This is a genomic window from Corynebacterium kroppenstedtii DSM 44385, assembly GCF_000023145.1.
In the GTDB taxonomy this organism is placed as follows: Bacteria; Actinomycetota; Actinomycetes; order Mycobacteriales; family Mycobacteriaceae; genus Corynebacterium; species Corynebacterium kroppenstedtii.
The window spans coordinates 326,434-346,895 of sequence record NC_012704.1 but is presented as its reverse complement, the minus strand read 5'-3'; the positions used below and the strand labels follow the sequence as shown (position 1 = coordinate 346,895).

Genomic DNA, 20,462 nt, shown 5'->3' with positions numbered 1-20,462 from the left:
AAAACCGCAGAACAAACTATCGCCACCACACACGTGGCTCGCTCACCAAACCTCAAAGGTTGAGTCTAGTAGACTTAACTTTACATTGGGAATAACGGCTTAAACAGGGAAAATATTCCAGGCTCGAGCCAGGTTTTCGAGGCCGGAGCTTCAACCGCCCATCTCATGATTTGCTCCTAGATAAAGTGCGGCGGGCAAAGAACCGGGGAATAAGGCGCGGTCGGGAATCACAAAGCCGGCGAGTCACAAGCCCGAGAGCCGTCGGGCGTCGTCCCGACCTGAGTGAAGCGTGAAAACTGCGGGGGAATATTGGGACGTTTTAAAAGTGCGGGGGTATAAGGGCGAAAAATGGCCGAAAACTGGCCATATACCCCCGCAGTTCTCGCATAGACCCGCCATATACCGCCGCAGTTTTAGGCGCTAAGCACGGAAGGGGGCCTGGACCGGGCGTTCCCCACCCCAAAAAGACCAGCTCAGCCCCCACCAACACAAGGCGGTGCCACCCGGACTGATTGCGCCCCACCGAACACCAGGCGCCATCCCCCGCCAACTAAATCTCAGATCGCTCCCCCAGAAAGGTTTAGTGGAATTTCAGGGCATACATGTTTTCATTGGTCACTCCGAGCTTCTTATCGAAGAGCTTGACCGCGAAAAACGCCGACACACACGGCACGACCGCGTAAACAAGCGCGACAACCAGGATGTTCCGAACACTCCAGCCCCAGCCGTCGGCATTCAGCGCCGCCAGCGGGCCGACCAGCCCGGAAATCCCGAACCCGGCCGAAATGGGCGTACCTTGCACCCGGAAAATGCCCGCCACAATGCCGCTAACACCGCACGCAACTATCGCCGGCAACAGCGCAACAGGCCGTCGCATCATGTTGGCAACCTGAACTTTCGCGGATCCCACCACGTGCACAAGCGACCCACCGGGCCCATTCACCTTCCATCCGGCCCACATCATGGTGAAGGCAACGGCGCAGCATCCAACGTTCGCCACACCCGAGGCGATACCGGACAGGAAGATAGCGGTCGCAATTCCGACCGTCGAAATTGGCGACGCCATCATCACGCCGAAAGCAATGCCCAGGATCAGCCCCATCACGATGGGCTGCAGATCCGCCGCACCGACGACGAGGTTACCCAGCCACTTCGTGAACACCAGCACCGCCGGATACGTCACAAATTTACCGAGACCACCGGCTATCACGATGACCGTCGGCGGAAGTACAAGGATGGTGTAGCTCTTAAGCCTGTCGCCGATGAGGAGAATCATGATGACGGCGAAGGCGGCGGTCAGACCAGTGTTGATCACCAGGCCGGTGCCTTTGAGCTGGAGGAATTCGTCGGAGTTTATCCCCTTGACGACGCCCGATCCCATCACGGCCGAGATCGCGACGGTGGCGGTCTGAATGTGCGTCATTTTGAATTGCATCGCAACCAGGAGGCCGATGGCTATCGGCAGCATACTGGAGGCGACGGACACCATCCCGATGATTTCCTTCCCCTGCGGGAACACAGGAAGCAGGGCCTTAAATAGCTCTCCTAACAGCGCTTGGGGAACCAATGCCACAACCACGGCAACCGAAATGCCATTGAGGACATTCATGGTAAATTCGCCCAAACCCATTCGGGGCGAATACCGCTCCCCTGTCTGAGTGTTGTTGATAGGTGATTCGTCAAGCTGAACACGTTGCTCAGGGGCTGCTGCTTCTTTCATAAAGCTTCCATCATTGGGGAACTGATAACTAGGCGGGAAACTAGTGGCTCACTGCGCGGAGTTAATTGTGAAAGGTGACCATACCAAAAAGGGACGGTGGCTTCACCCGTTTTGTACAACGACCACGCCACGTTTTATGGCGGCCATCGCAGGATCGGCCTCGCACCTAGGAATTGCACCTAAGAATTACGCTCCACGCAGACGCCTATATGTACTGCCGACGATTGGGCCAGCCGTGCACATAGTATGCCCGGGACTCTATTTACTTCGCCAGTGAAGGATATTTTGTTTCAGTAAGCTACTAGGGCTGCAATTCTGCGTACTACAGGGCGCTACGGGGCACTACGAGGAGGACGACGGGGACAAAGCAGGCACGAGCAACGGGCTGCACTCGTCCAGCCCCAACGCTAATCACCGCATGAAAAAGCCCGGGCGGCTATTAACCACCCGGGCTAAAGATAAGAGCTAAAGATAAGGGTTACTCACGATGACCCATGGTCAGGGCCGGTCCAATCACGCTGGGTCGCCGATCACGACCATTGCTGTTCGCAACACGCGGTCACCCATTCGGTACCCGGCGCGCAGAACCGTCGCCACGATTTTCTCGTCGCCAGATGACATGTCTTGAACGGCCTCGTGGAAGTTGGGGTCGAAAGCATCGCCTTCCTGGCCAAACTTTTCAACACCCAGATCCGCAATCAGCTTGGTGAATTTGTCCGAGAAGACCTTCAGTGGCCCTTCCTCTTTCAAATCGCCGTGCTTTTCCGCGAGGTCGAAGTCATCCGCCATGGGCAGGAGGTCACTCGCGACTTGCGCCTTGGCCAGCTCGAATGTGGCCGCCCGATCGCGCTCAGCCCGACGCCGGTAGTTGGTGTACTCGGCGGAGACTCGCTTCAGATCGGCGGTCATTTCTTCGAGTTGCTTCTCGACGGGGGACGCGACACCAGCACCAGCGCCGTCATCAACGGGCTCTTGCCCCTCGTCCTGGAGATCACGGGCTGCGTCATCCTCGGCGGATTCAACCGCTACGTCGGGATCGTCTTGAAGACCATCTACTTCAGCGTCGATGTCGTCAAGCTCTTCGGCAACGTTCTCACCGTCGACGGCCCCTTCCGGAGCGTCTCCGTCGGGCGTTTCCTGCGCGAGGCGAGCTTCGTCAACCGCAGCTTCGGCCTCGTTGGGGGATGCGCCTTCGGGGTCTGTGTTGGCCGGCGCACCCGGGTCATCGGGCATGTCGTTGCCTAGACTCACTTGTCATCATCCTTCTTGTCTTCGTCGACTACCTCGGCGTCAACAACGTTGGGGTCGGAGTTGTCAGATCCTGCGTCGGCGCCCGCAGCACCCGCGGCACCTGCGGCGCCACCGGTAGTTCCACCGTTGGCAGCCTCGGACTCGTAGAGGGACTTGCCCATCTCCTGAGACTCCGCGGACAGCTTCTCAACAGCGGACTTGATGGCCTCGATGTCGTCACCCTTCAGGGCTTCGTCGACACCCTTGGCGGCTTCCTCAACCTTGTCCTGGATGTCCTGGGAGACCTTCTCCTTGTTGTCGTCGACGAACTTGCGGGTCTGGTAAACCATGGACTCCGCAGAGTTGCGAACTTCCTGCTCCTCGCGACGCTTCTTGTCCTCTTCCGCGTGAGCCTCGGCGTCTTTCACCATGCGATCGATCTCGTCCTGGGACAGGCCAGAACCGTCCTGGATCTTAATGGTGTTTTCCTTGCCGGTGCCCTTGTCCTTCGCGGTGACGTGGACAATGCCGTTGGCGTCAATGTCGAACGTGACCTCGATCTGCGGGATACCACGCGGAGCCGGCGCAATTCCGCCCAACTCGAAGGAGCCGAGCAGTTTGTTAGCCGACGCCATCTCGCGCTCGCCCTGGAAGACCTGGATCTGCACGGAAGGCTGGTTGTCTTCCGCCGTGGTGAAGGTCTCGGAGCGCTTCGTCGGGATGGTCGTGTTGCGTTCGATGAGCTTGGTCATCACGCCGCCCTTGGTTTCAATACCGAGGGATAGCGGGGTGACATCCAGAAGCAGAACGTCCTTGACCTCGCCGCGCAGCACACCGGCCTGCAGAGCAGCACCGACAGCGACAACCTCGTCCGGGTTAACGCCCTTGTTCGGCTCTTTACCGCCTGTCAGTTCCTTGACCAGGTCGGTCACGGCCGGCATACGGGTCGAACCACCGACGAGAACCACGTGGTCGATGTCGGAAACGGAAATGCCGGCGTCGGAAAGAACCTGCTGGAACGGCTTACGAGTGCGGTCCAGGAGATCCTGGGTAATGCGCTGGAATTCCGTGCGGCTCAGCGTCTCGTCGAGGAAGAGCGGGTTCTTGTCCTCGTCGACCGTGATGTACGGCAGGTTGATGCTGGTCTGCTGTGAGGAAGAAAGCTCAATCTTGGCTTTCTCAGCAGCCTCACGCAGACGCTGCATAGCCATCTTGTCCTTGGTCAGGTCAATGCCGTGTGAAGACTTGAACTTGTCGGTCAGCCAGTCAACGATGCGCTGATCCCAGTCATCGCCACCGAGCTTGTTGTCACCGTTGGTTGCGCGGACCTCAACAACACCCTCGCCGATCTCCAGGAGGGAGACGTCGAAGGTACCGCCACCGAGGTCGTACACCAGAATGGTCTGGTCGTCTTCGCCCTTTTCAAGGCCGTATGCCAGCGCGGCAGCCGTCGGCTCGTTCACAATACGAAGCACGTTGAGGCCTGCAATCTGGCCAGCGTCCTTCGTGGCCTGACGCTGAGCGTCGGAGAAGTAAGCCGGGACGGTAATAACGGCGTCGGTCACGTCCTCGCCGAGGTAGCTCTCAGCGTCTCTCTTCAGTTTTTGAAGAATACGGGCGGAAATCTCCTGCGCCGTGTACTTCTTGTCGTCAATATCGACATTCCAGGAGTCGTCGCCGATGTGGCGCTTGACCGAGCGAATAGTGCGGTCAACGTTGGTCACGGCCTGGTTCTTTGCCGACTGCCCAACGAGCACCTCGCCGTTCTTTGAAAAAGCTACAACCGACGGCGTCGTCCGCGAGCCCTCGGAGTTAGCGATAACGGTGGGGTCTCCACCTTCCAAAACGGATACCACTGAGTTCGTAGTACCCAAGTCAATTCCAACTGCACGTCCCATTATCTGTGTTTCCTTTCGTTACATTTGTTGTGCCCGGCGGATCATTCGGCGATCACTCTCGGCTCTCGCCGGCGGTCCTGCCCGTGATCTCACCCGGAGCATCTACGTATTTGTGTGAGGCTGAGTGAATCAGACTCAACGACCTGTCACAGTCTGACCCAGAAGACTCAGGCTTGTCAAGCTAACTTGAGTCTTACTCGCTCAACCTTGCGACATTAGATGTAACGACGTCGTGCTCAAAGTTATTCCACACAACTCAACTTTTCTTATCGACGCTGGTCAAGGTGGCGTTTTTGATGTGTGGATGTGTCTTTCTGTACATATAACCGATGTATAGCCGACGCTCCGAGCCGACGTTTTTCGCGCGTTCCCGTGTGTATGAACGGCGCTCCGCGCCTTTCCCAAACACATAACCGACGTCTCCTGCGCGCGGTTGAGCCTTCGTGGGAAGGTTTTAGTGCGAAACGGAGGATTATCGCCGGTGCGTACCCATCATTAACGCGTGTGCTCGTCAAGCCACGCTTTCAAAACGACGGCATGGTTAAACACACGGTCTTTTGCAGCAAAGACCAAGATGATGTTTTCCCCCGACGCTGCCCGATCGCGCATCTCCCCCACCTGAGAAACCTCCGAATCGGAGTCGGAACCCGAGCTGTCGCCGTCGTCACCCGATGTGTCGGTGTCTTTATAGGCGGCCAGACGTTCATCCAGCTCAGAGCGATATCTGTCGGCGAATTCGGAAAAGCGCGCTGGATCGTGTCCCCAGTCTTTTCGCAGCTCCGGCGAAGGAGCAAGGCCCTTCAACCATTCATCAACCGGCGCTGTGGCCTTCTTCACCCCGCGCGGCCAGAGACGATCCACGAGGATCCGCGTCCCCTCCCCCTCCGCCGGCTGGTCGTGGATCTTTTCCGTCGTGATCATGGCTTTACCTCCTGCGCTCTCATTCCACACTTACGCCTTTTTACTCCGAACGTAAACGGTCTCTACGTCACGCGAATGGCCTTATCACACGCGTAAAAGACCTCCCCACACTCACACACTCTTTCCCCATGCGTAAGCACACCATGCGGCCCAGCCACTCACGAACAACTCGACCGAGATAGTCACAACCGCGCTCCCGATATTCGGAAACGACGTGGTCACGTCGGCAATTGCGTCGACAAGCAATAAAGCGCAGACACCCCACAAACCCGCAGCCGCGTGGAGCCGACGCTTCAGCACCCACCAAGCGCTGGTCCACAGGGCGGCTATTTCTGCGCAATCCAACGCAATCCAGCCGAGGACGCCGGGGAATGGCATCGTAAACAGCAGAATGGCCATCCACGGAATGAGGGCAGCGCCCATGACAAACAGGATTCCCGCCAGTACACAATCAGCACGACGGCCGGCACCTAAATACCTGTGACGCTTTTTCTCGTGTGAAAAGCAATCATGATCCTTATTGAATGCGAATTTACTCACCAACCATTTTTTAATCGTGGAACTATCAACTCGACGGCGAACGCCCGAAGCTTGATGATGGATCGACGCATGATGGGAACGAAAGGAACATTGTTTGGCCGCGGACGATACATAGTCGACGAGATAGCGGGCGCCGGCGTTCCGGTACATTCTCGCCCTAGACATAGCATTCACCCGGCATGCATTCACCAGACATCGTGTTAACCGATCCCCTCACCTACGTTTGGTAGAAGAAAAATTCACTATGCGCCGCTCTGAGATAATTTCCAATTCTGGATCATCACAATGCTGGATCACCCAATGGCCAGTCACGGTGAGTACTGAATTCCGTTGACTATGTAATACCTCATAAGCAAACACTACGAGCCCGGAACTAGATCGACTCTAGCTCCGGGCTCGTTGAGTATGTACTCAGGCGCTAACTCAAGGCCTTACGCTTACGCCCTTATGCGACGCGGTGTAAAGCCAACGCCCTACGTTTTTATCCTCTACTTCTTTTTGGTCACTAGGCCAACAATCCACAAGAGGATTACCGCACCAAGCAAACAGGTAAGGAAGCTGAAGAACTTTCCTCCACCTTCGACATCAAATCCAACTGCACCGAGCAGCCATCCTCCGAGGAAACCGCCGATAATACCCACGATGATATTGAGCGGGACGCCCATTTGAGCGTCGGTACCCATGATCTTCGATGCGATCCATCCGGCGAGGCCACCGATAATGACCCACCCAATAATTCCGAGCGGTGGAGCGGATGCCGCAGCCAAAATAACTTCGTTCATCAGTCAAACCTTTCTCATATTTTTACAACGGGCCACTGATGAGGAAACTGCGTTGCTCTTCCACCACAGTCATGCCCGAGGAATACCGGATGGCTGGTACATGGGCTAGTGAAAACCCATGCACGAGCCTCGTCACAATAAAGTTTACTAGGAATTCTTATATCTCGGTAGAAAGTACAGCGAGCAATCGGGAACGAGAAACGTGCCGACGTTTGATAAGCGATGCCATTTTCCCGCTGCGACCAGCGAGGCCAACGAGGACGAGGCCGCACCCGGCCATTCACGCCGCGCATACAAAAACACTAAGCTAGTTATCGCATTATTACTGTGGGACCCTGCACCCGCATGTATATTGTCCCGTATCACTTTTACAGCCTGAGGATGACGAATGAGCACAACCCCCTCCGACCCGACTTCACAGTCTGATTCGGAAGGCTATTCCACCCAACCCAATGACCAGTTTTCCACAGAAAACCGGCCCAATTCGGGCAGCTCATTCGAACAGCGTCGTGCGGAAGAACAACGTCACGGGCAAGAGCAGCGTGTAGAGGGAACTCAGCCTCCAAGGGAAGAACGAGGTCAGGACACTACTGAGTCCAGCTCTTCCCGCAGCTCTTCGACCAATGCACCTATCGATGCTGAGTTTTCCGACGTTCCCACTGCTCGCGATGTCCTCCCCGAAAATGATTCACTCAGTGAAGACCGCGCATTCGACGAGCCACAGGCGCACGAGGACCAATCGCACGAGACTCAATCACACGGCGTTGATTCACACAATCCGGACACAAAAAGCGGATTTTCGACGAATGGGGCGGCGGGGTTTCCTGTCATCACTCCGGAAATGATGCGTGAGGCTAATGGCCACACGACCTCATCGGCCGACGGTTCCGCAGAATCTGACGCCCCCGCGCAAACGAACCACTCGGCGCAACCGGATTCCGCACAGCAGGATTCTGGGCGTCATCAGGATGGCGCAATTAGTAGCCCGACGACGGGAAAATCAACAAACGGCAAACCGTCGACGGTGACGTCCGACGCATATAACCCGTCACCTAACACCACGACGCACGGGTCACGCCCCGTTGGGAACGCATTCCAGGCTCAGCCCCAGAACAGCTCGGCCGGTAAAAGCAGCGGTCAGGGAAGCGTCGGCAAGGAAAAGAGCAACCAAGACCGCCAGGTTCCCTCAGCGCCCAACAGGTCGGAAAACACAGCAGACGACAAGACGCCTCACACTGCAGCTCAGGGATCGGCAGCTGCCTCTGGCTCATCTGTCTCTGGCCGTTCCGCAGGTTCACGCGGCGCCTCCGACGGGAGCAAGAAGGCAGCCAACGTTCAAGCAGATACCGGTCACTCCAACGATCAGACCGACGCCGACCAAGAGTCCACAGAAAACTCGCGGAAAGAAAAGTTCAAGAACTGGATTGCCACCACACCTGCAAAAGCACTGGTCTTCGTCGTCGCTGTCTTAATTCTTGCGGCACTATTCGGCGCTATTTGGATGGCTAATAACGATAATTTCACCGTTGGTTCGTCGGAAAAAACATCCACCGCTCCGTCGGAAGATAATCAAGCTGATCAACCCCAACAGAATTTCCCGACCCCCGGTGGAAAGACAATCAAAGGATCGATCGGGCAAAATATCGATCTTGACGCACGCCAAGTTCAAATATGCGGCAGCAGCACGGGCGAATACACGCGCTCCGCGATCCCGGTCGGGTGGGATTGCTCCGTGGCGGACACGGCACGCCAGGTCTATAACGACACCCCGAAGGATGATCGGGGAAGCATAACCATAGATAGCCCCATTTCTGATTCGACATTCAAACTGGAATGCCAAGAATTTAAACCCGGGCTCGTGCGCTGCGAAAATAAAGACGACGATATCCACATCTACATCGGCAATTAACCACCATTGGTAATTAAAAACGAATTCACACTTTTGCCCCTCACGCGTGGCATAGTGGTCGGGTGAGCTCTTCCGATAAAAACGCGACACCCGCACCAGAAAACACCGACACCAGCAGCGCGACCCCGACCCAGGTCACTGGGCGACCGCGGCTCAAGCACCTGGATCAGTCCAGCAAACTGCGCAACGTCCTCTACGAAATCCGCGGGCCGGTCAATGCCGAAGCAGAACGCATGATCGCCGATGGTCACAGGATTCTGCAGCTCAACACCGGTAACCCGGCGGTCTTCGGCTTCGAGGCACCCGATGTCATCATGCGTGACATGATCGCGGCCCTGCCCACCGCCCAGGGGTACAGCACCGCGAAAGGCATCATCCCGGCGCGCCGCGCCATTGCCACGCGATACGAATTAGTTCCCGGATTCCCTAGCGCCGATATCGACGATATCTACTTGGGTAATGGGGTCTCTGAGCTCATCACCATGACTACTCAGGCTCTCCTCGACGATGGTGATGAAGTGCTCATTCCCGCCCCCGATTATCCCCTCTGGACGGCGGCGACCTCGTTGGCCGGCGGAAAACCTGTGCATTATTTCTGTCGCGAGGACGATAATTGGAACCCCGACATCGAGGACATCAAAGCCAAGGTCACTCCGAAAACCAAGGCAATTGTCGTTATTAACCCGAATAACCCCACTGGGGCTGTCTATAGCCGGGAAACGCTGCAGAAAATTGTCGATATCGCCCGCGAGAATTCACTTCTCATTCTTGCCGACGAAATCTACGACCGGATTCTTTACGACGATGCCGAACACATCAGCATCGCTTCTCTCGCACCTGATCTGCTGTGCATCACATTCAACGGATTGTCCAAGGCATATCGTGTGGCTGGATACCGGTCGGGCTGGATGGTCCTCACCGGCCCCAAGGAACATGCCCAGGGGTTCATCGAGGGGCTGGACTTGCTCGCATCAACGCGCTTGTGCCCCAATGTGCCTGCTCAGCATGCTATTCAGGTGGCGCTTGGCGGCAAGCAATCCATCTACGACCTCACACTCCCCGGTGGCCGTCTGCTAGAGCAACGGAATGTAGCGTACGAAAAGCTCAATGAGATCCCGGGCGTTTCGGTTGTTAAACCGATGGGTGCTTTGTATGCCTTCCCCAAATTGGATCGGAATGTTTATGACATTCATGACGACGAACAATTCATGTTTGATCTCTTGCGCGCAGAAAAGATCCACCTCGTCCAAGGCACCGGATTCAATTGGCCGGAGCCCGACCACTTCCGCGTTGTCACTCTCCCGTGGGCTCGTGATCTGGCAGATGCGATCGAACGCCTCGGCAACTTCTTGTCCAGCTACCACCAGTAAAGTCCGCGGACACCCATCGCCGGCGGCATACCCACGCACGCTATTCTGAAAAACACGTTACTGTTACTGGAACATACTGTCGGTTAGGTGTCGTCGCTCAGATTTATTCGGCCTACGCTCCCTTTTACCTGGCCTGCACATCTGTGATCTGAGCTGCGTTTTTACCGACAGATCCGTTCACAATGAGGAGTCCTTGTGGGTAAACACTCAGCGTCCGGCGACGAACCATACCAGCCGCGTGGCACTCACACGGCCGACTCATCGCCCCAGCAGGCACCCATTCCGACGGAAACCCGCAGGTCACGACTCAGCAACGCGCGCCGCGAAACTCAGCCGCAGGCATCGGCGCCACAGGTAGCCACGTCGCAACCAAAACCGTCGCAACCCGCAACCCCACAACCCAAGGCCAGCAAGACCACCAAGCGCTTCCGCCCGCACATCAAAGACTGGACGCTCGGCCAACGCATCCTCGCCGGGTTTTTGCTCATCGGCTTCATCCTCAGCGCCATCTCCACCGTCGCCCTGTGGCCGTCGAACACACCGGCCCGCGTCGATAAGTCCTTCCAAGAAACGTCGTCCCTCCCCCAAAACATTGCCGACGGAACCGTTGCCGTCACAACTGAGGCAGCATGCGGATCCCCCAGCGTCGGCCGGACATTCGACGACACACCACGCGAGCCCACCACATCGACGGGCACGTGCACTCGCGCGATTGTCGACATCACAAGTGGCCCTGACAAGAGGAAACGCACGCTCATTGAGACGTCCCACAAGCCCGGCGACCCCGATCTTCGCGAGGGCGACAAGATCCGCATGACCCGCCACGCCACCGACGATGGCAGCATGGGCTACGCGTTCAACGATTACCAACGCAAAGTACCCGTGATCGCTTGGCTCATCATCACGGCTATCGCAATGGTGGCGATCGGATCTTGGCGCGGCGCGCGCTCACTCGTCGGCCTCGTCATCACGATGGCGATCATCGGCGCATTCATGCTCCCCGCCCTCCTCCGCGGCGGCGATCCACTCCTGCTTGCCGTCACATCGTGCGCCCTCATCATGTTCGTCGTGATTTACCTGGTCCACGGAATCAGTTGGAAATCCAGTTCCGCGCTCGCCGGAACAATCATCGCGCTGGGCCTGGCCGCAATCATGGCTGGTTGGGGTATCGACGGAACCCGGCTCCGCGGACTCGGCGAAGAGGACAACCTCCTGGTTCAGCTTTATCTTCCCGACGTCACCGTCCACGGATTAATGCTGGCGGGATTCATCGTGGGGGCGATCGGTGCGCTCAACGACGCCACCGTGGCGCAGGCATCCACCGTCAACGAGCTGGCATTCATCGACCACAAGGCATCACCGTGGCGACTCTTCGCGGGCGGTATGCAAGTGGGGCGGGACCACATCGCGTCCATGTTGTACACGCTGATCCTCAGCTACGCGGGCGCAGCACTTCCGATGTTATTGCTGATCACGGCCTCGGAAAGGCCGCTGGGGCAGGTGTTGACCTCGGACCTCATCGCCACTGAAATCGTCAGGTCGGCCGTCGGTGCTATCGCCCTTGCGCTCGCCGTTCCGATCACGACGATCATCGCTGCGGTCACCGTCAAACCTGATCCCGACGCCAGCAACGCAGGTGGACGCGGCCACGTTCATGTCCACCATCACTAGGGGTCGCGTCAGCCCGACGCTACAAACTGCGCCCCAGCGCCCGCACAGACCACCCCGCCTGCATCCACGCGTCAACATCCAGGCAGTTCCGGCCGTCGATAATAATTGGCGACGCGACACACGCCCTCACCTCCGACGGGTCCAACTCCTTGAACTGCGTCCACTCCGTCGCCACGACCACCACGTCGGCATTGTGCAGCGCATCCCACACCGTGTCCGCATACATGAGGGTCGGGAAAACCTTGGACGCGTTCTTCATCGCCTGAGGGTCGTACACGCTGACCTGGGCCCCCGCGAGGCTCAACGCCCCCGCAACCGCCAACGCCGGCGAGTCGCGCACGTCGTCCGACTCCGGCTTGAACGCCGCCCCCAGCACAGTCACGCGCGCGTTGTGCAAGGAACCGCCGCACGCATCCTTCACCATGCTGATCAGTTTCTCCCGACGCCTGAGATTGATCGCGTCCACCTCACGCAGGAAGGTCAACGCCTGGTCAGCGCCCAATTCGCCGGCGCGGGCCATAAACGCCCGGATATCCTTCGGCAGGCAACCGCCGCCGAAGCCGAGCCCGGCGTTGAGGAACTTCCTCCCGATGCGTTCATCCGCGCCGATCGCGTCGGCAAGCACCGTGATGTCCGCCCCCGATGCCTCGCACACCTCGGACACCGCGTTAATGAAGCTAATTTTTGTCGCGAGAAACGCATTCGCCGACACTTTCACCAGCTCAGACGTCGCAAAATCAGTGACCAACAACGGCGTTCCCTCTGCCAAGGGTTGCGCATAAATCTTCCTAGCGACGTCTTCCACCTCGGAAGGCGAATTCTCCACGCCGAGGACAATGCGATCCGGATGAATCGTGTCCTGCACAGCGTGTCCCTCACGGAGGAACTCAGGATTCCACGCAATATCCACCGACGTCTCCCAAGCGTCAGTCGCGGAACTATCCGCATCCTGCGACGCAACCAGACGATCGGTCAACTGCTGGAGCACACGGGCGGTCCCCACTGGGACCGTCGATTTCCCAAAAATAATGTGCCGCCCCCGCAATAACGGCACCAAATTCGTGACAGCAGAGCGAACAAAAGTCATATCAGCTGCATACGAATTCTTCTGTTGCGGAGTACCGACACCTAAAAAATGAACATTCGCGAAATCCGCCGCGTCCTGATACGACGTCGTGAAATGAAGCCGCCCCGAGGAAATATGCTTCCGAATAAGACCGTCTAAACCAGGCTCGAAAAACGGCGTTTCTCCGCGCGACAGAAGCTCGATTTTATGCGGATCAACGTCCACCCCGATGACCTCATGCCCTAATTCCGCCATGCACGCCGCATGCGTTGACCCCAGGTATCCCGTTCCAATCACAGACATCCGCATGCCTATGAATTTACGCGGAAGCTATCGCTGAAGCATGTTCAGCCGTCGCTCGCTGCGAGAATGCGAGCGATCAGCGGAAGTTCATATAAGCCTTCGACGCCGTCGGGCCGCGTTGTCCCTGATACTTCGACCCCAATGACCCGGACCCGTACGGTGTTTCCGCAGGACTGGACATCATAAACAACGCCAGCTGGCCTACTTTCATCTCTGGATACAGGGCGATCGGGAGGTTAGAGGCATTCGACAATTCAAACGTGATGTAGCCGTTAAAGCCAGGGTCAATGAACCCAGCCGTGGAGTGCGTCAATAACCCCAACCGGCCCAAGGACGACTTCCCCTCAAGACGGCCAGCCAAATCCGCTGGCAGGGCAAACTCTTCCAACGTCGACCCCAACACGAACTCCCCGGGGTGAAGGATGAATGCGTCACCCTCCTTGACCTCCACTAACGACGTGAGATCCTCTTGCTCTTGTTTGGGATCAATATGCGTGTAGCGCGCATTGTTAAAGACACGGAAGTAGCGGTCCAGGCGAACATCAATACTGCTGGGTTGGACCATCGTCGGATCGAAGGGAGAAATACCTAGGTGTCCAGAATCTATTGCAGAACGAATGTCACGGTCGGAGAGAATCACAGGCCATAGTTTACCCCGGGACTGCCGGAACCCCACAAGCATATGACTCTATTCGCTGAGCTATCCCCAGCACGTTGACCGGGAGTTTTGTTGGCTCAAAAGTGGCAATGCTACAGTAAAGGGGGAACATGCGTTGCAGTGTTCGCTGATCACGTGCGGATCATGCGTATCACGCATTTTTCGTAGTAGTCCCCTATGCCGATGTAGTTCAATGGTAGAACTCTTGCTTCCCAAGCAAGCGGCGCGGGTTCGATTCCCGTCATCGGCTCCATTTCAACAAGCCCCTGGTCACACGGTTATGGCCAAGGGGTTGTCGTTGTATTCCGGCAGAACCGCTTACTCCACCATGTCCATGTTGTGCCGCTCCGGCAGAGCCACAGCGCCAGCAACCGCGATGAAGAATGACGCGCCGAAAATGGTGAAGACCAATGGAGTGGACCCCCACTCCAAAATGATCGGGACGATCAAGGGTGCGACCACACCTGCCACTCGACCGACGGCTGCAGCCGCACCAGTTCCGGTCCCCCGCATCGCCGTCGGATAGATCTCCGGGCCGATCGCGTACAAGGCACCCCACGCGCCCAAGTTAAAGAAGCTCAGCAACAGGCCTGTGATGATAATTCCCGTCGCCCCGGACTGCAGACCAAACAGAATCGCGGACACCGCAGAACCACACAGGAACACCGACAGCGTCAGGCGTCGGCCCCATTTCTCAATCAACCATGCTGCTGCTGCATAACCGGGCAGCTGCGCCAAGGTCATCATCAATGTGAACTCGAAGGACTTCACCAGCGAATGTCCCTGCAGATACAGCAAGGTCGGCATCCACGTAAACGCTCCGTAATAGGCCAGGTTGACGAAGAACCACACCACCCACAGCGCAGTCGTGCGGCCTCGCATGTGGGCACTGAATATCGACGACTCCCCAGCAGTGGTCCCCGCAGCGTCCTCACCAGGGCGGTTCCCCGTTGGAGTACCGCCCAACGACGTGTCCCTCTCCGACGTACGCTCCGGCGCATCTCCCTTAGCGACGGAGGTCGGGGTCAAAGCGACCGCTTCGTCGAAAGGAACCGTCGAATTACGTGACGATCCTTTTTCGAAGAGCCGAACGCTGCGCTCGGCCTCGGCAAGGCGACCCCTGCTCTCCAGGAAGCGCACGGACTCAGGTAGTCCGTGACGAACGACCAGGGCGTAGACGGCGGGGACGATTCCGACCAGGAGTGCCCACCGCCAGCCGGGCCAGCCGCCCCATTCTTTCGGCACCAGGAAGTAACCGAGCAGCGCGGACATGATCCAGCCGACCGCCCAGAACGATTCCAGCGCCACAACGATGCGCCCGCGGTTCTTGCGCGGAGCAAACTCAGAGACCAGCGTCGACGCGACCGGCAATTCCGCACCGAGGCCCACGCCGACGATGAAGCGCAGGATGAGCAGCATAACGAGGCCGACAGAAAACGCCGCGGCACCCGTCGCAATGCCGTAGGTCAGCAGCGTGAGTGCGAAAACATTGCGGCGCCCCCACTTGTCAGCGAGCAAACCACCGACGGAGGCGCCAATCATCATGCCCACGAAACCGATGGACCCCAGCCACGATGCTTGGGTGTTGGACAGGGACCACTCTGCCACAAGCGCGGCCATCACATAGCTGATCAAACCGACATCCATGGCGTCCAGCGCCCATCCGACACCTGAGCCAACGAGAAGTTTGCGATGTTCGCGGCCGAATGGCAATGAATCGAGCCGGTCAGAACGCGTGGGGAGCTGGGAATGAACGGTCTGTGATGCGCGCATAGTGATCTTCCGTGAGAGCTTTACGCAGGACAATAGCGCCCATCACACCAATTGAAAAGAGAACCCACCCGAAAGTGTTCAGCTTATCTATTACTTATTATTTATTAATCGATTCACGACGACGGGACATCCACCAAGTCTGAACAAGCGGAACTGCGGCAGCCAATGTCCAGCCGAGAATAATGTCGAAAACGTAGTGCTCAGCGAAGAAAACCAACGCAAATCCCATTGTTAGCGCGTAAATCAACGCAACACTTCCCCATTTCCACCGCCGGCGGCTGAAGAGAAAAGTAGCGAAATACATCGTTATTCCGGCATGCAAGGACGGAATGGCAGAGACCAAATTAGACGACGCTTGTGCTTTAGCGAGCGGGCCTTCGCCCACGGGAACAGGCTCCACCGGACCTAAAGTCGGACCATCAGCGCGTGCTTCACGTCGGGCACCATCCTGAAAATCTTTGACGCCCTCAGCCAGCCCGAAGGGGGCAATCTGGCTCCACGCATGAGCGGTAAGGCGCTCAACCCACGGCTCGGGAGAGTCATTCTTATTGTTAACCGGCCCCAAGATAGAGCCCTCACCAGCGTGTTCGGCGGAGAACATGCATGGCGTGTGGGAAGGCTGGTCGGCGACGTCGGCAGGGGTGCATCGCGCGGCCGCCCACGGAGGAGCCGCGGGAACAAAAACATAAATTCCCAAACCAATAAATGAAACGGCGAGCAAACCAACAATGTAGCGCCGAAATTCTGCGCGCGACCGCAGCCATTCAATAAATGCCACCGTGTAAGGCATGAAAAAATATGACGAATACACGGCCATGAGAATGAATTCCCACCAGGGCGCATGCGCATACCGCCAATGCTCCTGAAGCCACACATTCGGCAAGGTCCCACCGAAGAGCCAACGATCAACGTCGGGAGCCAGGTTCCACTGAACAGGGATCCCCATCCAACCGACGACGGTTTTGATGCCCCGGTATGCGAGCAGGAAGAGAATGAACGGGCCCCAGTCCACCAGGATGTAGGCCAAGCGGCTGTGCCCCAACGAATAGATTGCGAAACCGACAAAAAGTAGTGGGATGAGGAACGATCCCACTTCCGACCAGCCGGCGAGAACGCCGATCGCACAGACCACCACTGCCCATACGGCCATCCCCACACGCCGCGTCGTGACTAATTGATCCTGTGAGAGGGACCGCAACCACGGAAGCCGATACCGATACGTACCTTTGTCGGCGAACCGACGTCGGCAATGATCAGTCCACCGCTCTTTCACCGATCGATCTCCGTCGGATCGGTCCTGGCGGGCCTGATCATTTTTCTGGTCGGGGTAAATGTCAGTCGCTGTCACACAACCTCCCACGGGGACGTCGGTTGTTGGCGAGACGTCGACCGTGACCACACGATCAGCGATAGCAATCCGAGCACGCTGATGAAGACGACGCCGACGTGCAGGATCCACAAGGATGTCCCATCCCACACAGCGTGCAGAATGACCGCGGTCACCCACGCCCAGGCGAACACACGTCGGCCGTTGCTCGGTTTGGGCGTATCAGCGCAGCGCCACAATGCCCACACCGTGAACCCTGTCCACGCCACGTGCCCTGCCGGGGACAAGAGCCCACGCAACAGGAGGGTCGCGCTCACGGCGTCCACATTCCCGTGTGTGGCAATCAGCGCGTTGAGGCCGTATCCCATTGTTTCCAGCACAGCGAACCCGGCACCCGAGGCGACGCCTAATACAACGCCCATTCCTGCGGTTCGACGGCGTCCCCACAGGTAAATCACTCCGGGGACGATCAGCTTGGCCGTTTCCTCAATGACGGCCACGGCCAGCATGCCTAACCAGGGCATGCGGTGGAGAACGTCGAACTCCAGTGAACCTGCAGTGGTTGTGCCGACGATTCCGCCGAACACGGCGGTGAGCGCAACAAGCCCCTCATGGCCGTGAACGCGCTGGTCAGCAGCGTAGGCAACAAAGAGCACAGCAAGCGGAACCGTAACCGCACCGATGAGGAGCAGCGTCGGGAAGAGATTGAGATTATCCGTCCGAACCATGACGCGCATCACGACGGAATAGGCAATAACGCCGACGACGAGGGTCACCAGCCCCCACCCGACGCCTCGGCGGCGCGACGCTCCCGAGGGGCTACTAACACCGCCCGAATACGGGCCTCCGGAATACGGACCGGGGGAAGAAAAGCTCACAAGTACCTCTCTAAGAACAAGTTATTTTTGGCGACGGATCATATTTGGTTGTCGTTGTATTACGGGAAATTTCCTGCCCTGTGGATAACGACGTCACCACCCGCGTATCCGTCACAGTGAATCCCTGGGAACCCGATGATGGATGGCAATCAGGACCTGACAGTTGCTGTGACGATGGGCTCGTAAAGTTTGTTTTCTCCCCCGGAATAGAATCCACTTTCACCTGTGGAATGCCCTTAATCTGCACAGTAATGTCATCATCACCGGTGAATGCTTTAATCATGACCGGCGTATCAAAAGGGTTTTTAAATTTTAAGTCAATAGCACCTTCATAGACGGTGGCTTCCCGGCCTGCAGGGTATCGGGAAATGTAATAGCTGTGGGGCGTGTGTGCCACATCGGTCATTCCCGCGAAATAGGTGGCGTTATAGAGCGTCGTAGCAAACTGGCTGATTCCTCCGCCAACACCTTCATCCGAGTGGCCATTTTTAATGATGCCTGCTTTCACGAATCCCTGCGCTTCCCCACGAGGGCCCGTGAAACCATTCAGGCTAAAGGTTTGGCCTGGGGAAACGATGGCACCATTCACCATTTCCGCCACGCGGCGAATGTTGACCCCGGAATCCGCCGCATATCCCCCCGTCGTGAATTCCCCCATCGTTTCGCGAAAGTCCGCCTTTTCAGCGATCTCTGTGGTAAACGTCGCTTTATCGTCCGTGTAGGCGACGTCGTAATCACGGACAGTGGTATTCGTCAATTTCCCTTGCAAATCATCGAGGGTTTTTGACCAGTTAATACTCACACCATCTTGGCTAGGCGAGGTCACCGTGACCGAACCGTCGTCGCCAATAAGTACGTCCGCATCCTTCTCTGTTCGCTCGGTGGAACTTAATTGCGAAGAAAGAATGGACTTCGCGGCGCTGTCGTCGTAGTCGGCAGTGAAATGGTCACCATCGGCCCGAAAGGTGACGATTTGCCCCATATCTTCTGGAGCAATAATTCCGCTCACATCATCACGGCCCTTAAAAATTAACGGGCCAGAGACAACTTTATTGAGAACATCCCGCTCGGCCTGCTTAACCGCTTTTTCGCCTATCTCAGGCTCAACTTCTTCAGCCGGAATCTCCACAACGCGGGTGGTGTTCAACCAATGTTTAGAAACATTCTCGGCCAGTTCATCGTGGTTAATCTTTTGGCCAGTGACCGGATCTTTGACATCGGCTTTACCGTCGGAACCAATAGAGAGCTCAGCGTTAACGGGCTCCCGGGTGAGCTCTTTATCAACACGCTGGAGCGCATTGTCTAAGGAACCTTCATCAACATCGTTAACAATGCTGACCTCGCGGGTTTTCCAAAATGACTCAATCCGGGTCCACGGGTTCTTCGGTTGATGGCCGGCGTTCTCGATCGTCTGATCCCAATCCACCCGTAAACCGGACATCGTCGGATCAAGGGACGAGGTCATATCGCCAGCATTGATAGAGACAGGCTCGCGAACCTTATCTCCTAGTTCATTGCGGAGCATAGTATCCGCACTTGCTTTACTCATTCCACCGATGCTGACGCCACCGACCTTGACGCCACGGGGAACTTGCCCCTGGCTCATCACTAAATCAGTGGCATATGCAATTCCCGCCATCAGCAACAGGAAAAGCAGAAAACCTAGTGACCACCAGGCAGCACGGTGATGTTTTCGTCCGGGGCCAGCGGACGTACGAGCGTGTTTACTACTAGACACAGCGATTAGCTTATATGCACTAACCCCGTACCTAAACTAAGAGACCTACACTGGGACCGTATCTACCGAGAGGATTTCCAATGTCTGACACCACTTCAGCTCACACAGAACCGACGAACCAAGCCTCCGACGCCAGCAATGGGGGCCACAAAGACACCATGCTCATCGCCTACGACGGCTCCGTCGAAGCGAAACGGGCACTGGAATATGCGGGCCGCTTCCTCAGCACCCCGCGCGCGTACATTTTGACGGCGTGGGAGCCACTGCAGCACCAAGCTAACCGTGGCGTCGGAGCCTCCATGGCTGGCGCTATTTACCAGCCTGCCGACAACCCCGAGGACGGCGACCCCGCCCACGCCGAAGCCCTTCAGACGTGCAAAGAAGGGGTGCAGATCGCCCGCGAGAACGGGTTTGAGGCAGAACCGTTCTTGGTGGAATCCGCCACCACCATCTGGAGCGCCATCGTCGACGCCGCCGAAGAGCTGCACGCTGACGTCATCGTGTCCGGTACACGTGGCCTCACCGGGTTCAAGTCGCTCTTCCAGGCCAGTGTGTCGGATAACGTTTTGCGCCACTCCGGCAAGCCGGTGCTTATCGTTCCTCCGCTTCCCGATAGCAAGTAGTCGCGATCCGGGACACATCGCTGGGCACGTTCATCCCCACTAACGCCGGCCCTAT

Annotated in this window: 16 protein-coding genes and 1 tRNA gene; 5 read left to right on the top strand and 12 right to left on the bottom strand. The window is 57.3% G+C overall.

Annotated features, from left to right (window positions below; all coding sequences use genetic code 11):
- Positions 1–580: 580 nt before the first annotated feature.
- The 6 genes from CKROP_RS01360 to CKROP_RS01335 form a co-directional block, all read right to left on the bottom strand.
- A complete protein-coding gene (locus CKROP_RS01360) occupies positions 581–1,609 on the bottom strand; it encodes a PTS sugar transporter subunit IIC (protein ID WP_052292442.1) in 1,029 nt (342 codons plus the stop codon).
- A 624-nt stretch (positions 1,610–2,233) separates the two neighbouring features.
- Positions 2,234–2,971 carry a nucleotide exchange factor GrpE gene (grpE, locus tag CKROP_RS01355; RefSeq protein ID WP_012730952.1) on the bottom strand — a complete coding sequence of 246 codons (738 nt, stop codon included), beginning with the start codon at positions 2,969–2,971 and terminating at the stop codon, positions 2,234–2,236.
- On the bottom strand, positions 2,968–4,848 hold the full coding sequence (gene dnaK / locus CKROP_RS01350; protein WP_012730951.1) for a molecular chaperone DnaK: 1,881 nt from the start codon (positions 4,846–4,848) through the stop codon (positions 2,968–2,970). Before dnaK ends, grpE begins: the two co-directional genes overlap by 4 nt.
- A 495-nt stretch (positions 4,849–5,343) precedes the next feature.
- On the bottom strand, positions 5,344–5,769 hold the full coding sequence (locus CKROP_RS01345; RefSeq protein ID WP_012730949.1) for a DUF488 domain-containing protein: 426 nt from the start codon (positions 5,767–5,769) through the stop codon (positions 5,344–5,346).
- A 111-nt stretch (positions 5,770–5,880) separates the two neighbouring features.
- A complete protein-coding gene (locus CKROP_RS01340) occupies positions 5,881–6,474 on the bottom strand; it encodes a hypothetical protein (RefSeq protein ID WP_148209612.1) in 594 nt (197 codons plus the stop codon).
- Between the two features lie 323 nt (positions 6,475–6,797).
- Complete coding sequence (locus CKROP_RS01335) at positions 6,798–7,091, bottom strand: GlsB/YeaQ/YmgE family stress response membrane protein (RefSeq protein WP_012730947.1); 294 nt, start codon at positions 7,089–7,091, stop codon at positions 6,798–6,800.
- A 388-nt stretch (positions 7,092–7,479) separates the two neighbouring features.
- Between CKROP_RS01335 and CKROP_RS01330 the strand changes: the two genes are divergently transcribed.
- From CKROP_RS01330 to CKROP_RS01320, 3 genes are all read left to right on the top strand, one after another.
- A complete protein-coding gene (locus CKROP_RS01330; protein ID WP_012730946.1) occupies positions 7,480–9,000 on the top strand; it encodes a hypothetical protein in 1,521 nt (506 codons plus the stop codon).
- Between the two features lie 161 nt (positions 9,001–9,161).
- Complete coding sequence (locus tag CKROP_RS01325; RefSeq protein WP_052292440.1) at positions 9,162–10,370, top strand: pyridoxal phosphate-dependent aminotransferase; 1,209 nt, start codon at positions 9,162–9,164, stop codon at positions 10,368–10,370.
- A gap of 195 nt (positions 10,371–10,565) precedes the next feature.
- Positions 10,566–12,041, top strand: a complete 1,476-nt coding sequence (locus tag CKROP_RS01320) for a YibE/F family protein (protein WP_012730944.1) — start codon at positions 10,566–10,568, stop codon at positions 12,039–12,041.
- 19 nt (positions 12,042–12,060) lie between these two features.
- Here the strand turns inward: CKROP_RS01320 and CKROP_RS01315 are convergent, their stop codons facing one another.
- Positions 12,061–13,416 (bottom strand): UDP-glucose dehydrogenase family protein, encoded by a 1,356-nt coding sequence (locus tag CKROP_RS01315; protein ID WP_012730943.1) that lies wholly within the window; start codon positions 13,414–13,416, stop codon positions 12,061–12,063.
- Positions 13,417–13,486: 70 nt separating this feature from the next.
- Entirely contained in the window at positions 13,487–14,050 is a 564-nt protein-coding gene (gene dcd, locus CKROP_RS01310; RefSeq protein WP_012730942.1) for a dCTP deaminase, read from the bottom strand.
- A gap of 197 nt (positions 14,051–14,247) precedes the next feature.
- Between dcd and CKROP_RS01305 the strand changes: the two genes are divergently transcribed.
- A tRNA-Gly gene (locus CKROP_RS01305) sits at positions 14,248–14,321 on the top strand.
- A gap of 65 nt (positions 14,322–14,386) precedes the next feature.
- On the opposite strand, the gene CKROP_RS01300 is transcribed toward CKROP_RS01305, so the two are convergent.
- The 4 genes from CKROP_RS01300 to CKROP_RS01285 all read right to left on the bottom strand — a co-directional run bounded on the left by CKROP_RS01300 (position 14,387) and on the right by CKROP_RS01285 (position 19,685).
- A complete protein-coding gene (locus tag CKROP_RS01300; protein WP_012730941.1) occupies positions 14,387–15,841 on the bottom strand; it encodes an MFS transporter in 1,455 nt (484 codons plus the stop codon).
- Positions 15,842–15,938: 97 nt separating this feature from the next.
- Positions 15,939–17,189: a phosphatase PAP2 family protein gene (locus CKROP_RS01295; protein ID WP_012730940.1), complete on the bottom strand. Its 1,251-nt coding sequence runs from the start codon at positions 17,187–17,189 to the stop codon at positions 15,939–15,941.
- On the bottom strand, positions 17,186–18,046 hold the full coding sequence (locus tag CKROP_RS01290; RefSeq protein ID WP_012730939.1) for a PrsW family intramembrane metalloprotease: 861 nt from the start codon (positions 18,044–18,046) through the stop codon (positions 17,186–17,188). Before CKROP_RS01290 ends, CKROP_RS01295 begins: the two co-directional genes overlap by 4 nt.
- Positions 18,047–18,056: 10 nt before the next feature.
- Positions 18,057–19,685, bottom strand: coding sequence for a VanW family protein (locus tag CKROP_RS01285; RefSeq protein WP_012730938.1), 1,629 nt, complete (start codon positions 19,683–19,685; stop codon positions 18,057–18,059).
- A gap of 179 nt (positions 19,686–19,864) precedes the next feature.
- Between CKROP_RS01285 and CKROP_RS01280 the strand changes: the two genes are divergently transcribed.
- Positions 19,865–20,407 carry a universal stress protein gene (locus CKROP_RS01280; protein ID WP_012730937.1) on the top strand — a complete coding sequence of 181 codons (543 nt, stop codon included), beginning with the start codon at positions 19,865–19,867 and terminating at the stop codon, positions 20,405–20,407.
- The last annotated feature ends 55 nt before the right edge of the window (positions 20,408–20,462 follow it).

Coding starts and splice junctions, on each gene's coding strand:
- CKROP_RS01360 (WP_052292442.1), bottom strand. CDS start 1,609: ATGAATGTCCTCAATGGCATTTCGGTTGCCGTGGTTGTGGCATTGGTT.
- dnaK (WP_012730951.1), bottom strand. CDS start 4,848: ATGGGACGTGCAGTTGGAATTGACTTGGGTACTACGAACTCAGTGGTA.
- CKROP_RS01345 (WP_012730949.1), bottom strand. CDS start 5,769: ATGATCACGACGGAAAAGATCCACGACCAGCCGGCGGAGGGGGAGGGG.
- CKROP_RS01340 (WP_148209612.1), bottom strand. CDS start 6,474: ATGTCTAGGGCGAGAATGTACCGGAACGCCGGCGCCCGCTATCTCGTC.
- CKROP_RS01335 (WP_012730947.1), bottom strand. CDS start 7,091: ATGAACGAAGTTATTTTGGCTGCGGCATCCGCTCCACCGCTCGGAATT.
- CKROP_RS01330 (WP_012730946.1), top strand. CDS start 7,480: ATGAGCACAACCCCCTCCGACCCGACTTCACAGTCTGATTCGGAAGGC.
- CKROP_RS01315 (WP_012730943.1), bottom strand. CDS start 13,416: ATGCGGATGTCTGTGATTGGAACGGGATACCTGGGGTCAACGCATGCG.
- CKROP_RS01300 (WP_012730941.1), bottom strand. CDS start 15,841: ATGCGCGCATCACAGACCGTTCATTCCCAGCTCCCCACGCGTTCTGAC.
- CKROP_RS01285 (WP_012730938.1), bottom strand. CDS start 19,685: ATGGCGGGAATTGCATATGCCACTGATTTAGTGATGAGCCAGGGGCAA.
- CKROP_RS01280 (WP_012730937.1), top strand. CDS start 19,865: ATGTCTGACACCACTTCAGCTCACACAGAACCGACGAACCAAGCCTCC.